General features: G+C 69.0%; 12 protein-coding genes. 3 read left to right on the forward strand and 9 right to left on the reverse strand.

Annotated features, from left to right (window positions below; genetic code table 11):
* Nucleotides 1–104: 104 nt before the first annotated feature.
* From Q0309_RS13555 to Q0309_RS13595, 9 genes are all read right to left on the reverse strand, one after another.
* Nucleotides 105–287, reverse strand: coding sequence for a hypothetical protein (locus Q0309_RS13555; RefSeq protein ID WP_299442041.1), 183 nt, complete (start codon nt 285–287; stop codon nt 105–107).
* A 66-nt stretch (nt 288–353) separates the two neighbouring features.
* On the reverse strand, nt 354–1,265 hold the full coding sequence (gene mmsB / locus Q0309_RS13560) for a 3-hydroxyisobutyrate dehydrogenase (RefSeq protein WP_299442044.1): 912 nt from the start codon (nt 1,263–1,265) through the stop codon (nt 354–356).
* Between the two features lie 42 nt (nt 1,266–1,307).
* Complete coding sequence (locus tag Q0309_RS13565; protein WP_299442047.1) at nt 1,308–2,384, reverse strand: enoyl-CoA hydratase/isomerase family protein; 1,077 nt, start codon at nt 2,382–2,384, stop codon at nt 1,308–1,310.
* A gap of 33 nt (nt 2,385–2,417) precedes the next feature.
* Nucleotides 2,418–3,557, reverse strand: a complete 1,140-nt coding sequence (locus tag Q0309_RS13570) for an acyl-CoA dehydrogenase family protein (RefSeq protein ID WP_299442050.1) — start codon at nt 3,555–3,557, stop codon at nt 2,418–2,420.
* Nucleotides 3,558–3,828: 271 nt separating this feature from the next.
* Nucleotides 3,829–4,944: a trypsin-like peptidase domain-containing protein gene (locus Q0309_RS13575; protein ID WP_299442053.1), complete on the reverse strand. Its 1,116-nt coding sequence runs from the start codon at nt 4,942–4,944 to the stop codon at nt 3,829–3,831.
* 316 nt (nt 4,945–5,260) lie between these two features.
* Complete coding sequence (locus Q0309_RS13580) at nt 5,261–5,917, reverse strand: CoxG family protein (protein ID WP_299442056.1); 657 nt, start codon at nt 5,915–5,917, stop codon at nt 5,261–5,263.
* Nucleotides 5,917–6,840 (reverse strand): NAD(P)-dependent oxidoreductase, encoded by a 924-nt coding sequence (locus tag Q0309_RS13585; protein ID WP_299442059.1) that lies wholly within the window; start codon nt 6,838–6,840, stop codon nt 5,917–5,919. The genes Q0309_RS13580 and Q0309_RS13585 overlap by 1 nt, the downstream gene beginning before the upstream one ends.
* A 132-nt stretch (nt 6,841–6,972) precedes the next feature.
* Nucleotides 6,973–8,187 (reverse strand): MFS transporter, encoded by a 1,215-nt coding sequence (locus tag Q0309_RS13590; protein WP_299442063.1) that lies wholly within the window; start codon nt 8,185–8,187, stop codon nt 6,973–6,975.
* Nucleotides 8,184–9,836: an acyl-CoA synthetase gene (locus Q0309_RS13595; protein WP_299442065.1), complete on the reverse strand. Its 1,653-nt coding sequence runs from the start codon at nt 9,834–9,836 to the stop codon at nt 8,184–8,186. Before Q0309_RS13595 ends, Q0309_RS13590 begins: the two co-directional genes overlap by 4 nt.
* A 227-nt stretch (nt 9,837–10,063) precedes the next feature.
* Between Q0309_RS13595 and Q0309_RS13600 the strand changes: the two genes are divergently transcribed.
* Genes Q0309_RS13600 through Q0309_RS13610 form a run of 3 tightly spaced genes read left to right on the forward strand, consistent with a single transcriptional unit; the run spans nt 10,064 to nt 14,000 of the window.
* Nucleotides 10,064–10,534 carry a (2Fe-2S)-binding protein gene (locus tag Q0309_RS13600; protein ID WP_299442068.1) on the forward strand — a complete coding sequence of 157 codons (471 nt, stop codon included), beginning with the start codon at nt 10,064–10,066 and terminating at the stop codon, nt 10,532–10,534.
* A gap of 5 nt (nt 10,535–10,539) precedes the next feature.
* Nucleotides 10,540–12,798, forward strand: coding sequence for a xanthine dehydrogenase family protein molybdopterin-binding subunit (locus Q0309_RS13605; protein WP_299442071.1), 2,259 nt, complete (start codon nt 10,540–10,542; stop codon nt 12,796–12,798).
* 14 nt (nt 12,799–12,812) lie between these two features.
* On the forward strand, nt 12,813–14,000 hold the full coding sequence (locus Q0309_RS13610) for an MFS transporter (RefSeq protein ID WP_299442074.1): 1,188 nt from the start codon (nt 12,813–12,815) through the stop codon (nt 13,998–14,000).
* The last annotated feature ends 144 nt before the right edge of the window (nt 14,001–14,144 follow it).

Below are 14,144 nucleotides of genomic sequence, written 5' to 3' on the forward strand. Positions count from 1 at the left end.
ACAAATACATACGTCATCCCGAAGCGTCCGTTAGGACGCGAGGGATCTCCCAAGGTCGTGTGTCGACGGTCCGGAAAACGTGTCACGATGTCCGTCGCGCGGTCTCAGCGCAACTTGCCGTCCCGCCGCATGACATACTCCAGCTTGCGTTTCGCAGCCGCCTTGAGGGACGCCTCGGTCAACCGGGCGTCCCCCACAAGGCTGACCTCCGTATTGGTGTCCGGGTCGATGGCAGACACGCGGACGTACGGACCGTCGTAATACAGTTCGAACAGGATCTCGCGCACGGTCGGTCCCATCCTCTGCAAGGCCCCAGGGGTGCGGCCCGATCACCTGTCGGCTCGCCGCGCCCGTTACCGCTGGCCGTCGATCATGCGGACAATGCCGGAGAAGTCGAGCCCGCCGTGCCCCTGGTTGCAGAACAGAGCATACAATCCCTCGGCCGCCGCACCCAACGGCGTCGCGGCATCGCGGTCGGCGGCGGCCTGCTGGGCCAGTTTCAGGTCCTTCAGCATCATGGCCGCCGTGAAGCCCGGCGCGTGATCGCGGTTGGCCGGGCTGGTGGGCACCGGGCCGGGCACCGGGCAGTAGGTGGTCAGGGACCAGCACTGGCCCGAGGCCTTTGAACTGACATCGAACAGCTTCTGCGCGTCCAGGCCCAGGCGCTTGGCCAACATGAAGGCCTCGCACACCGACAGCATCTGGATGCCCAGCATCATGTTGTTGCAGATCTTGGCGGCCTGACCGTTGCCGGAGCCGCCGGCGTGCACCACTGCCTTGCCCATGCACTCCAGGATCGGGCGCGCCGCCTCGACCGCCGCGTCCGGCCCACCCACCATGAAGGTCAGGGTTCCGGCCTCGGCCCCGCCGACACCGCCGGACACCGGCGCGTCGACCATCATCAGGCCAGCGTCGTGGGCCGCCGCCGCGACGGCCCGTGCGGAATCCACGTCGATGGTGGAACAGTCGATCAGCAACGCGCCGGCCCGTGCCGCGCTGATCACCCCGCCCTCGTCCATGTAGACCGCCCGAACGTGCTGACCGGCCGGCAGCATGGTGATGACGACATCGGCCCCGGCCGCCGCCGCGGCGGCGCTGTCGGCCCGCGTCGCCCCGGCGGCCTCGGCCCGGGCCAGGGCCTCGTCGGACAGGTCGAAGGCGCGGAGCGTATGCCCGGCCTTGACCAGATTGGCCAGCATGGGGCCGCCCATGTTTCCGAGACCGATGAATCCGATGGTCGCCATGGTGAGTCGTCCTCCCGACATTGATTGTTTTGGCCGCGTGGTCTGGTCGCCGTGCCCGTTCGGTTACTCAAAGGCCAGTTCGTCGCCGTCCCCGAGCGGGGCGAAGAACGCCCGGACCTGGTCGTCGTCCACGTCCTCCAGGGTGTCCGGGGACCAGCGTGGCGCATTGTCCTTGTCGATGATCGCCGCCCGCACACCTTCGCTGAAGTCCGGCGTCCGCGTGATCCGTGTAGCCAGCCGGAATTCCATCTGCATGGCCTGGTCGAAATCAAGCTGCAACCCGGCGCGCAACTGCCGGAAGGCGACCTTCAGAGCGGTCGGGCTCTTGCCCCGCAGTGTCGCCGCCGTCTGTGCGCTCCACTCGGTGTCCATGCCGTCCAGGGCCGAAAGAATGGACTCCACGCTATCCTGTCCGAACGCGGCGTCGATCGCCGCCCGATGCGTTTCAAGCGGCGGCGCCTCGTCGTCCTCGTGGAACACGTCGAGGACATCGGTGATGGCCTGCCACATCCGATCCGCGTCGTCGGCCCGCCGCGCCGCCTCGCACAGGCCGGCCTCCAGGTCGCCCAGGCGCTCGGCCGGCACGATGTGGGTGGCAATCCCGGCATACAGGCAATCAGCCGCCTTCAGCCGCTGGCCGGTCAGCCCGAGATAGAGGCCGACCGCCCCCGGGCAGCGCGGCAGGAACCACGTTCCGCCCACGTCGGGGATCATGCCGATGCCCGTTTCCGGCATGGCGAACAGCGTGTTCTCGGTGGCGATGCGGTGGCTGCCGTGCACCGAGATGCCGACGCCACCCCCCATGGTGATGCCATTGAGAAAGGCGAGATAGGGCTTGGGGAAGGTCTTGATCAGGCGATCAAGCGTGTATTCGGCGCGGAAGAACTGGCGGATCGTGGCGTCGTCGCCGGCGCGCGCGGCGTCCGACAGCACGCGGATATCGCCGCCGGCGCAGAAGGCCTTGTTGCCGGCGCCCTCGATGATCACGGCCTTGACCCCGGGATCATCGGCCCAGCCGCGCAGGGTGCGGTCCATCTCGCCGATCTTGGCCAGCGACAGCGCGTTCAGGGCCTTGGGTCGGTTCAGAACGATGCGCCCGACACCCTCCACGATATCGAACAGGATTTCCGGTTCGCTCATCGGATTCGTCTCCGGTGATGGCGGTGCGGTCGCTCAGTCCGCCAGCAGGCGGCGTCCCACGATCACGCGCATGATCTCGTTGGTCCCCTCCAGGATGCGGTGCACGCGCAGGTCCCGAAGGATCCGTTCAATCGGATACTCGCGGATGTAGCCGTACCCCCCGTGCAGTTGCAAGGCTTCGTCGCAGGCGGCGAACCCGGTATCCGTGGCCAACCGCTTGGCCATGGCGCACAGCATGGCGGCGTTGGGGTCCCCGGCATCCAGCGCTGCCGCCGCCCGATGCAGCAGCAAGCGCGCGGCCTCAAGCGTCGTGGCCATGTCGGCGAGCTTGAACTGACTGGCCTGGAAGTCGGCGATGGCCCGTCCGAACTGCCGCCGCTCGCGCGTGTAGGCAATGGCGGCCTCCATGGCCGCCCGCGCGCCGCCCAGCGAGCAGGCGCCGATGTTCACACGCCCGCCGTCCAGGCCCTTCATGGCGATGGTGAAGCCCTGCCCCTCCTCGCCGAGGCGATTGGCAGCGGGGACACGGCAGTCTTGCAGAATCACGGGCGCCGTCGGCTGGCTGTTCCAGCCCATCTTTCGTTCCTGCTTGCCGAAGGACAGGCCCGGCGTTCCCTTTTCCACCACGAACGTCGAGATTCCCTTCGGCCCCGGCTCTCCCGTGCGGGCCATCACGACGTAAACGTCCGAGCGCCCGCCGCCCGAGATGAACGCCTTCTCGCCGTTCAGGACATAGTCCGCGCCGTCGCGTTCGGCCCGGGTCTTGAGCGAGGCGGCGTCCGACCCGGCCCCGGGCTCGGTCAGACAGTAGCTGCCGAAGCGCTCCATGGTGCACATCGCCGGCAGGAAGCGGTGCCGCTGCTCATCGTTGCCGAAGCGGTCGATCATCCAGCACGTCATGTTGTGGATGGAGAGGAAGGCCGCCGTCGACGGACAGGCCGTGGCCAGTTCCTCGAAGATCAGCGCGGCGTCCAGGCGCCCCAGGCCGGACCCGCCGACGTCGTCGCGCGTGTAGATGGCCGCGAACCCAAGTTCGGCCGCCTTGCGCAGGACCTCCTCGGGAAACACTTTCTCTTCGTCCCAGCGTGCGGCGTGCGGGGCCATCTCATCGGCCGCGAACGCACGCGCCACATCCTGGAACTGCACCTGATCCTCGGTCAGACGGAAGTCCATGCCGACACGTCTCCTCCCTGGATAATCCTTGCCCCCGCCGTTGTCCGGCCGGGTCCCGTTTTCGGACCGGGATCATAGAGGCGTGATTCGGTGGGGAAAAGAGCATCGCCGACGGCGCCGGCCACGGCCGCCGTTGGCGCCAGGTTGACGTAGGGTCGGGCTCGGCCCGGCGCGGCCAGGACCAGGGACGGTGGCGAACGGCCCGCCGCGACGAACCGCCGCGCCGAACACCGCCACCGCCGCCCGCCCGCGACTCCGCAGCACACGGGCGTCAGGCGATCGCCTGCCAGGCCGGATCCTCGGACGCGGCGATGGACCGCCCCTCGGCGGCCCCGTAGTCGAGGAAGTGCAGCAGCGGATTGATCCCAGCCGCCGCGACATCCGAGTTGGCGGTTTCGTAGAGCGAGGTATCGAACCGTGCCGACGGATCCCGGTCCTCGCGCCACCCATAATCGAGGTAATGCGACAGCGGATTCATCCCCGTCGCGGCGACGTCCTGGTAGACGGACAGATAGCCATCTGAGTCGAAGAAAGCGTTGGGATCCCGGCCCTCGGCCCATCCGAACTGATTGTAGTGACTCACGGGAGTCATGCCCGCGTCGGCGACGTCGGCGTACTGAGTCAGATACCAATCCTCGTCGATGCCCGCCGCGTTGGTCCACGTCACCACGGCGTCCGCCTGGCTATCCCCACCAGATCCCGACACGTTGTCCGAGACGACGGTAATCAGGTCATCGTTGCCGGCGATCCAGGCCTTGATGAGGTCTTCCTGGCTTGCCACGTCCGTCGCCCACCCGGACGTCGAGACAAAACCCACCGCCGTGGCGGTCCCGTTCTCCAGGGTCCACAGGGGACCGCCGCTGTTCCCTGGATTGGTTTCGACGGACACAAACTCGTAATTCGAGTACAACATGTTCTCGACAACGTAACCGCTGTCATTCGTCATGCGCGGCCCTTCGGCCGTCGCGTAGACCCCGGGATACCCCGTCACATTGTACAGCGCGCTGCCGCCGTCGTAGTCCAGCGCGAACAGCCCGGTCCGGCTGGCCACGTCGGTCTCCAGGGCCAAGAGCGCGAAGTCGTTCCGCGAGTCCCAGGTCGACAGATAGCCGTCACCATCCGCGTCCACCGGCAGGTAGTCGATCTGGGCCACCGCGTGGGCCCCGTACGGCGCGTAGCCCCCGTCCAGGCCCGGCGTCACGGTGACCGAGGTGGCCACGCCACCTTCGTTCACGTCATAAATCACATGCGAGGCGGTCAGGACGTCGTTGGGGCCGACCAGAAATCCGCTTCCCGAGTACCTGCTGCCGTCGGGGAAGGTCGCCTCGACGTAAACGACGGCGCTGTAGGGATAGACGTCAGTGTCATCGCCGACATAGGTGGTCATGGCCCGCTTCGTCCCTTTCTGGCGACGTTGGGTGAGCAGTCCGCACCCGTCCAGATACGGCCGACTGCAGGCGACAGACCAGGGGTCATCCCGGAATGACCGATTCTGGACGGTGCCGCGCCGTCAACGACGCCGCAAGCGCGTCGCGGAACAGTGGCATCGCGCCGCCTTGCAAAAACATGACGCTCATCACACTTCGGGCCGGCGCATAAAAGTCATGTCGCACCCACCCAACATCAGGAGGCAGGATCGTCGCGCTGTATGGCCTTTTGAAGGCTCGGTCGCGGCACGACGCGGGCAGTCCGGCGTCGCCGGCTCACGCCGGCATCATCATGATCGCCATCAGGATTCCCGTAATGGCCACAGCTACACCGGCCACAATGGCGAGGACACGCCAGGTGATGCGCGTCGGGCCATTCGTCGTCGGGGACGCGGACCCGGCCGCCGGCGCGATCACGGGCTCCGGAGGCGTGGGGAGCACGGGTTCCGGCGGACGGGACGAGACGTCCGGCTCCTCGACGGAGGGAACGTTGCCGACAACCCGTTCCGAGAACCGTTGGAAAAAGTCAGCGGCCGTCTTGTCGACCGCCCCCTTCACCAGACGGCTGCCAACGCTGGCCAGCTTGCCGCCCACGGCGGCCTCCGACTGATAGCGCAACGTCGTGGTGCCCTCGCTGTCCTCGATCAGAACGACACGGGCGCTGCCCTTGAAAAAGCCGGCCGCCCCACCCTGCCCCTGGGCGGTCAAAAGATAGCTTTCCGGCACTTCCATTTCCGACAGCGTCAGAGTGCTGGCGAAGCGGGCCGAAACCGGGCCGATCTTCGCCTTGAACTTGCCCGTCAGTTCGGTCTCCGAGGTCCAGTCCAGACTTTCGCAGCCGTCGATGCAGCCCTTGAGGACCTCGGAGTCGTTGAGCGCCCACCAGACCGTCCAGCGGTCCGCGGGGATGGTGTATTCGCCGTTGAAGTCCATTACGCTGGGTCCTTCGCGATCATCCGGAAAATGCCCTGGGTGCCGTCCTCGCGTCCGCCCTCGTCGGCGGCGAACCGTTCATAGATCGTCCGCGCGAGCGTCAAAACCTGGAGGTCGAGACCCATCCGCTCCGCCTCGGCGCCGGCGATGCCCATGTCCTTGATGAAGTGGTGGACGAAAAAGCCGGGCGCGAAATCGCCCTCGACCATGCGCTTGCCCAGCACGTTGAGCTGGAAACCGCCGGCCGCGCCGCCGCCGATCACCTCCAGCACCTTCTCCAGGTCCAGTCCGGCCCGCCGACCATAGGCCAAGCCCTCGGCCACGCCGAGGATGGTGCCGGCGATGACCGTCTGGTTGACCATCTTGGTGTGTTGGCCGGCGCCGGCCGGCCCCAGCAGGGCGATGGACTGGCCCATCACCTCGAACAGCGGTTTGACCGTCTGGAACGCGGCTTCGTCGCCGCCCACCATGATGGCCAGGGTGGCGTTGCGGGCACCAACGTCACCACCGGAGACGGGCGCGTCGAGCGCGGCGGCGCCCCGCTCGGCCGCCGCCGCGGCGATGCGCTCGGCCAGGCTGGGCGACGAGGTGGTCATGTCGACGGCCACGGCGCCCGGCTTCAGGGCGGCGAGAATGCCCGTCTCCGGGTGGCCGTCCTGGCCGAAGTAGACCGCCTCGACATCCGCCGGATAGCCGACCATCGTGATCACCACGTCACAGGCGGCGGCCAGCGCGGCCGGATCGTCATGCCACTCGGCCCCCGCGTCCACCAGCGGCGCCGCCTTGTCGCGCGAGCGCGTGAACACATGCAGCGGATACCCCGCCGCCTGGATGTGCCCGGCCATGCTCAGGCCCATGATGCCCAGGCCGACAAAGCCCACGTGTGTTGTTCCGTGTGTCGTTTCCGGCGTCACCGTCACCATCCGTCTCCCTTGCCGCACCGAACCCCTCGTCGCGCGCCGGCACCGTCGTGACGCCGGCCCGATCCGCGAGAACCGGCAGTATAGAGGCGAGTTCGTGCCCACGAAACCCGTGCCGGTCCCCGCCCGCGGGCCTTAGTCACGTCCGCCAAGCCGGACGGCCAAACCCCAGAACCCGGCGCTGACCAGCGCCACCACCCCGGCGGCGACGGCGAAGGTGCCCGACTGGCCGACCACCGCCACCAGCGGCTGACTGAACAGGGGCGAGACGAACTGGCCGAAAAAGATGCACATGGTCGTGCCCCCCACCAGCCGACCGCGCAGGTGCGGCGGCGCGAGAACCATTAGCCAATTCGTGATGTTGGGAAACGTCGTTCCGACCCCCAGACCGGTGAACACCAACGCGATCATGAAGGCCACCTGGTTGCCGGACGCCGCCACCCCCATGAACCCGACCGCGATCAGCCCGAACGACACGCCGAACACGGCCGGCGCCGACAGGCGGGCGCGCAGACGGCCGTAGCTCAGCGATCCGATGCCACCCGCCACGTTCATCGCCGCGATGGCGACCCCAGCGGCGATCGGCGCCACCACGCCAAGCTCCCGCAGCAAAAACGGTGCCTGGGTCGGCACCACGTAAAACACGACGTTCAGCATGAACGCGGCGAAGTAGACCACACCGATCAGCGGCCAGTTCACCCGGGCGGGTCCCTCGGCCGCGTGAGGCCGCGCCGTCTCGCCGTGCCCGCTCCCCCGGGACCGCTCTGGCTCCCACAACGCCACGGCCAGGAACGGCAAGAGCCCCAGCGCCGCCAGATACACTCCGAACGGCCCGCGCCAGTGCAACTCGGCCAGCGCCCCGCCGAGCAGCACGAACACCACCCCGCCCCAGGACATGAAGGCGGACATCCAGCCCATCATGCGGCCGCGCCGCTCGCCCTGCCAGTAGTCGCCGATCAGCGTGATGGTGGTGGTCATGACGCAGGCCACCGCCACGCCCAGCACGGCACGCCCCACCAGCACGGCGGCCAGACTGTCCACATACAGCCCGGTGGTTCCGCCCAGCACATACAGCACCGCGCCGGCCACGATCACCGGCTTGCGCCCGAAGCGATCGACGATGGCGCCCGCCAGTGGCGAGCACACGGCGATGAACAGGGCCGGCAGCGTCAGCACCAGCCGGGCCAGGAACTCGACGCCCGGCGTGCCGCTGAAATGGTCGTACAGCGCCGGCAGGGACGGCGAGATGGTCGCCCCCGCCATGACCGTCAGCGAGGCGGCGCAGAGCAACGTCGCGCGGACAACGAACCCGGGGCCGGCCGGCTCCGAGTCGTGGGCGGGGTGGGTCAAGATTCGCCCGCCTCCGCCAGTCGCCCGACGTGCTCTCGCAGGCGGAACTTTTGGATCTTGCCGGTCGAGGTCTTGGGCAGTTCGTCGAAGAGGATCGTGCGCGGGCACTTGTATCCGGCCAGGCTCTCGCGGCAGAAGGCGATCAGGTCGGCCTCGGTGACCGTGGCCCCGTCGCGCAGTTCCACCACGGCGACCGGGGTCTCGCCCCACCGCTCGTCGGTCTTCGCCACCACGCCACAGGCCACGACGTCGGGGTGCTTGTACAGCACGCTCTCGACCTCAATGGACGAAATGTTCTCGCCGCCCGAGATGATGATGTCCTTGGAGCGGTCCTTGAGCTGGATGTAGCCGTCCGGATACACCACGCCCAGGTCGCCGGAGTGGAACCAGCCGCCGGCGAACGCCTTGTCGGTGGCGTCCGGGTTCTTGAGATACCCGCGCATGGTGATGTTGCCGCGAAAGAACACCTCGCCCATGGTCTCGCCGTCGTGGGGCACCGGCTCCACGGTTTCCGGATCGCCGACCATCAGATCGTCCTGCACCACGTAGCGGATGCCCTGGCGTGCCTTCAGCCGCGCCTGTTCCTCCATGTCCAGGTCGTCCCATTCGGTGTGCCAGGCGCAGACGGTGGCCGGGCCGTACACCTCGGTCAGGCCATAGGTGTGCGTCACATGGAAGCCCTCGGCCTGCATCCGCGCCAGCACGGGCGCCGGCGGCGGCGCGGCGGCGGTCATCACCTTGACCGTATGATCGAACGGCCGCTTTTCGGCGTCGGACGCATTGATCACGAAGCCCAGGACGATGGGCGCGCCGCAGAAGTGGGTCACGCCGTGGTCGGCGATGGCGTCGTAGATGGCCTTGGCGTTGACCTTGCGGCAGCAGACATTGGTGCCGGCCAGCGCGGCCATGGTCCATGGAAAGCACCACCCGTTGCAGTGGAACATGGGCAGGGTCCACAGATAGACCGACTCGTGCGGCAGGGTCCAGGTGACGATATTGCCGAGCCCGTTCAGGTAGGCGCCACGGTGGTGGTAGACCACGCCCTTCGGGTTGCCGGTCGTGCCCGACGTGTAGTTCAGCGAGATCGCGTCCCACTCATCCGCCGGATAGGCCCAGGCGAAATCCGGATCCCCCTCGGCCAGCAGGTCCTCGTAGGTCGTCTCGCCCAGCAATTCCCCGGCCCCGCCGGCCTCGGGATCGTCAATGTCGATCACCGGGATGGGCGACTCCAGCTTGGCGAGGGCCTTCTTGATCGTCGGCGAGAACTCCCGGTCGGTGATCAGGATCTCGGCCTCGCCGTGAACGAGGATAAACGCAATCTCATCGGCGTTCAGCCGCACGTTGAGCGCGTTCAGAACGGCGCCGATCATGGGCACGCCGAAGTGGGCCTCGTACAGCTCCGGTGTGTTGGAGCCCATCACCGCGACCGTCGATCCCTTGACGATGCCGCGTTTGGCCAGCGCCGACGCCAGCCGCCGCGCGCGCTCCCGCGTCTGGCTCCAGGTATAGCGGCGGGCACCGTGGATGACCGAGACCTTGTCCGGATAGGCGAGCGCCGCCCGGTCCAGGAACTGCAACGGGGTCAGCGGCACATGGTTGGCCGGGGTGCGGTCGAGGTGCTCTTCGTACTTGCGGGGCGTGCGGGGCATGGCGGAGGCTCCCTCGCTGAGTGGCTTCGAAGCGGTGTCCCTGGATAGTCCAAACACCGGCGTCAAGAAAGGGCGCAGGCCCGGCGACCCTCCGGCGGCGCCTCCAAGACCCTTCCATGATCCCCCTTTTTGTCCGCGCGTCGGGGCGCTATGTGTAGCGCGTGCCAGCGCCGGGCAGGACCCGGCCCGTGGCCCGATCTGCTCCCCGTCCACGACATGGAGGCCGCATGGCCCGCCTGACCATCAACGGCACGGTGCACGACATCGACGTGGCACCGGACGTCCCCCTGCTGTGGGCCTTGCGGGACTCGCTCGGCCTGACCGGCACCAAGTACGGCTGCGGCCTGTCGCAGTGCGGGGCCTGCACGGTGCATGTGGACGGCCAGGCGGTGCAGGCCTGTCAGACCTACGTGGGCGATGTGGCTGACGCCAAGATCACCACCATCGAGGGCCTGTCCGGCCCCGTCGCCGACGCCGTCATGGCCGCGTGGCGGGACCAGGGCGTGAGCCAATGCGGCGCCTGCCAGCCGGGCCAGATCATGCAGGCGGTCGCGCTGCTGAGCCGCACGCCAAAGCCGGACGACGCGGCCATCACCGGGGCGATGAACGGCAACCTGTGCCGCTGCGGCACCTATGGGCGGATCCGCGCCGCCATCCACGCCGCCGCCAACCGTCTCACCCAGGCATCAAGGGGGTAAAGGCCATGACCCATGTGTTCGAGCGCCTTGCCGCCCATCCTTCCACGCTGAACACCGCCGCCCACGACCGTGCCCCGCGCCTGAGCCGCCGTACCCTGATGCGGGTGATGGCCGGCACCGGCGCCGGCCTGACGCTCGGCGTGGTCCTGCCGGTGGCCCGCGCGCAGGAGACGGCCGACTCCGAGGCCGCCGAGCCCTTCGCCCCCAACGCCTTCGTCCGCATCGCGCCGGACAACACGGTCACCGTGCTGATCAAGCACCTGGAGATGGGCCAGGGCGTGTTCACCGGCCTGACGACCCTGGTGGCCGAGGAGCTGGACGCCGCCTGGGAGCAGATGCGGCCCGAACATGCCCCGGCCGACGCCAAACGCTACAACAACCTGTTCTGGGGACCGGCGCAGGGCACCGGCGGCAGCACCTCGCTAGCGAACTCTTTCGAGCAAATGCGCCGCGCCGGGGCCGTCGCCCGGGCCATGCTGGTGCAGGCCGCCGCCCGCGCCTGGGGCGTGCCGGCGGAGGCCATCGAGACCCGCGACGGGGTGCTCCGCCACGCGGGCAGCGGCCGCGAGGCCACCTATGGCGCCATGGCCGAGCGGGCGGCCAGGGTGGCGGCGCCAGACCCTGCCTCGGTGCCGCTGAAACAGCCGAGCGCCTTTCGCCTGATCGGCAAAGCCTCCCTGCCCCGCCCGGACACGGCGGCCAAGCTCAAGGGCGACGCGGTGTTCGCCAGCGATCTCAAACTCCCGGGAATGATGACGGCGCTGGTGCGCCGACCGCCGCGCTTCGGCGCCACGGTCAAGGCCGTCAACGCCGACGCCGCGCGCGACATGCCCGGCGTCAAGGCGATCCTGCCCCTGCCCGCCACCGCCGGTGGCGGTATCGCCGTCGTCGCCGACTCCATGTGGCACGCGCTCAAGGCGCGCGAGGCCCTGAAGGTGGAATGGGACGAGTCCGCCGCCGTTCGCGTGGGCTCGAAAGCCCTGATGGAACAGTACCGCGAGCTGGCCGCCACCCCCGGCACGCCCTTCCGCACGGACGGCGACGCGCTGGCCGCCCTGTCGGAACCGGGCGCACAGATGGTCGAGGCGGCCTATGAGGTGCCGTTCCTGGCCCATGCGCCGATGGAGCCGTTGAGCGCCGTCGCCCGCATGACCGACACCGGGATCGAGGTGTGGGCCGGCGCCCAGACGCCGACCTTCGATGTGCTCAACATCGCCGCCGCCGCCCGCGTGAAGCCGGAGACCGTTTCCCTGCACGTCACCCATGCCGGCGGCAGCTTCGGCCGTCACGCCAATCCGACCGGAGACTACGTCGCCGAAGTGGCGGCCATCGCGCGCGGTCTGGTGGATCAGGGCATCGAGGCGCCGGTCAAGCTGCTGTGGACGCGCGAGGACGACATCCGCGGCGGATACTACCGGCCGATGGCCCTGCACGCCCTGGCCGGCGCCCTGGCCGCCGAGGGCGGACGCCCGTCCGCGTGGCGACAGCGGGTGGTGACTCAGTCCATCCTGAAGGGCACGCCGTTCGAGGCGTTCCTGGTCGACGACGGCATCGACCAGACGTCGGTCGAAGGGGTCATCGACCTGCCCTACGCCATTCCCAACATCAAGGGCGAGCTGCATTCGCCCGATCCGGGCATCCCGGTGCTGTGGTGGCGCTCGGTCGGGCACTCACACACCGCCTTCGCCGTCGAGAGCTTCATGGACGAGCTGGCCCACGCGGCCGGCGTCGATCCGCTGGTGCTCCGCCGGGATTTGCTGCGCGATCACCCGCGCCTGCTGGGGGTTCTGAACCGGGCGGCGGAAGAGGCCGGATGGGGCCAGCCGATGCCCGACGGAAGGGGCCGGGGGTTGGCCGTGCACACCTCGTTCAACAGCCACGTCGCCCATGTCGCCGAGGTCACCGCCAAGGACGGCGGCTTCACCGTGGATCGTCTGGTGTGCGCCGTCGATTGCGGCGTGCCGGTCAATCCCGACATCATCCGCGCCCAGATCGAGGGCGCCGCCGTCTTCGGCCTGTCGGCCGCGCTACGCAGCCGCCTGACCCTGGACGAGACCGGCCAGGTGACCCAGTCGAACTTCCACGACTACGAGATCCTGCGCATGGCCTCCATGCCGGAGATCGAGGTGCACATCATGCCGTCGACCGAGCCCCCCACGGGGATCGGCGAACCGGGCGTGCCGACGGTGGCGCCGGCGGTGGCAAACGCCCTCTTCGCCGCCACCGGCAAGCGGCTGCGGTCCCTGCCCTTGCGGCTGGGGTAGCCCCCGATGCCGGCATGAGGTCCGTTGCCGTCTCAGGTCCGGCCGCGCGGGTCGGGCTGTTCTACGCCGCGCTGTTCACCGGCATCGGCGTCATGCTGCCGTTCTGGCCGGCGTGGCTGGAGACACGGGGCCTGGGCGCCGTGGAAATCGGGCTGGTCATGGCCGCCAGCCAATGGTCGAAGGTGCTGACCAACCCCGTCATCGCCAGCCGCGTCGATCGCACCGGCGCCCGGCGCGGCACCATGGTTGCCCTGACCCTGGCCAGCCTGATCGGGTTCGCGCTGCTGACGCCGCTGTCCGGCTTCTGGCCCATTTTTCTGCTGGCCGTGCCGGCGACCGCCTGCATGGCGGCGCTGCTGCCCCTGGCCGAGTCCGTGGCCATGGGCGTGGTGCACAAGACCGGGGCCGATTACGGCCGGATGCGGCTGTGGGGCTCGGCCACCTTCATCCTGGCCGCCGTCGCCGCCGGCGCGGTGCTGGAGGTGCTGCCGGTGACGCTGGTGGTGCCGGCCGCCATCCTGGGAGCGCTCGCCATCACGGCGATCAGCGCCGCGCGGCTGCCGGCCGACGAGCCCCGACCGCGCGCGCCGGCCGCCGGCGCCCGGCCGTGGCACTCAAGCGGACTGTGGCGGTTGCTCTCGGAGCCCCGGTTCCTTCTGTTCCTGGCCTGCGTCGGGCTGTCACAGGCCAGTCATGCGCCGTACTACGGCTTCGCCACCCTGCACTGGCGCGCGGCCGGCCTGTCGGACACCACCATCGGCCTGCTGTGGGCGCTGGGCGTGATCGTCGAGATCGCGCTGTTCGCGGTGGGCAACCGGGTGCTGGCGCGGCTCGGCCCCATGGGACTGCTGCTGATCGCCGGGGCCGGCGGCCTGTTGCGCTGGAGCGTCTTGGCGGTGACGACCGAGCCGGCGGTGCTGTTCGCCGTGCAGGGCCTGCACGCGCTGACCTACGCCGCCGGGCACCTGGGCGCCATGCACTTCATCGCGCGCGCGGTCCCGCCGGACCACGCGGTGCGGGCGCAAGGGCTGTACTCGGCGCTGGCCATGGGTGCCCTTCTCGGGCTGGCGATGATCGTCTCCGGCTGGCTGTACGCGGCCGTCGGAGGGTTGGCGTTCCTGCTGGGGACCGGGCTGTGCGCCGGGTCGGTGGTGGCGGGGCTGGTTTTGGCAAGGCGGTGGGATGGTAGGGTCCTATGGTGAATTCTGCAAAAAACGGGCCTGAATCCGTGCCAGGGCGAACAACCCCACGCTTCGCGTCTGCTCGACCGTGGGAGCCACGGAGCTTCAATGAGGCCGGGGCATGACTGCCCCGCGCGCTCGACCCGAGCGCCGCAGGCGCGAAGG

Origin of the sequence: uncultured Rhodospira sp., from assembly GCF_937138205.1 — a bacterium.
Classification (GTDB): domain Bacteria; phylum Pseudomonadota; class Alphaproteobacteria; order Rhodospirillales; family Rhodospirillaceae; genus Rhodospira.

Excerpts from the sequence above, each read along its gene's own strand:
- mmsB (WP_299442044.1), bottom strand. The coding sequence starts at position 1,265 with ATGTCGGGAGGACGACTCACCATGGCGACCATCGGATTCATCGGTCTC.
- Q0309_RS13575 (WP_299442053.1), bottom strand. The coding sequence starts at position 4,944 with ATGACCACCTATGTCGGCGATGACACTGACGTCTATCCCTACAGCGCC.
- Q0309_RS13585 (WP_299442059.1), bottom strand. The coding sequence starts at position 6,840 with ATGGTGACGGTGACGCCGGAAACGACACACGGAACAACACACGTGGGC.
- Q0309_RS13595 (WP_299442065.1), bottom strand. The coding sequence starts at position 9,836 with ATGCCCCGCACGCCCCGCAAGTACGAAGAGCACCTCGACCGCACCCCG.
- Q0309_RS13605 (WP_299442071.1), top strand. The coding sequence starts at position 10,540 with ATGACCCATGTGTTCGAGCGCCTTGCCGCCCATCCTTCCACGCTGAAC.
- Q0309_RS13565 (WP_299442047.1), bottom strand. The coding sequence starts at position 2,384 with ATGAGCGAACCGGAAATCCTGTTCGATATCGTGGAGGGTGTCGGGCGC.
- Q0309_RS13600 (WP_299442068.1), top strand. The coding sequence starts at position 10,064 with ATGGCCCGCCTGACCATCAACGGCACGGTGCACGACATCGACGTGGCA.
- Q0309_RS13610 (WP_299442074.1), top strand. The coding sequence starts at position 12,813 with ATGAGGTCCGTTGCCGTCTCAGGTCCGGCCGCGCGGGTCGGGCTGTTC.
- Q0309_RS13580 (WP_299442056.1), bottom strand. The coding sequence starts at position 5,917 with ATGGACTTCAACGGCGAATACACCATCCCCGCGGACCGCTGGACGGTC.
- Q0309_RS13570 (WP_299442050.1), bottom strand. The coding sequence starts at position 3,557 with ATGGACTTCCGTCTGACCGAGGATCAGGTGCAGTTCCAGGATGTGGCG.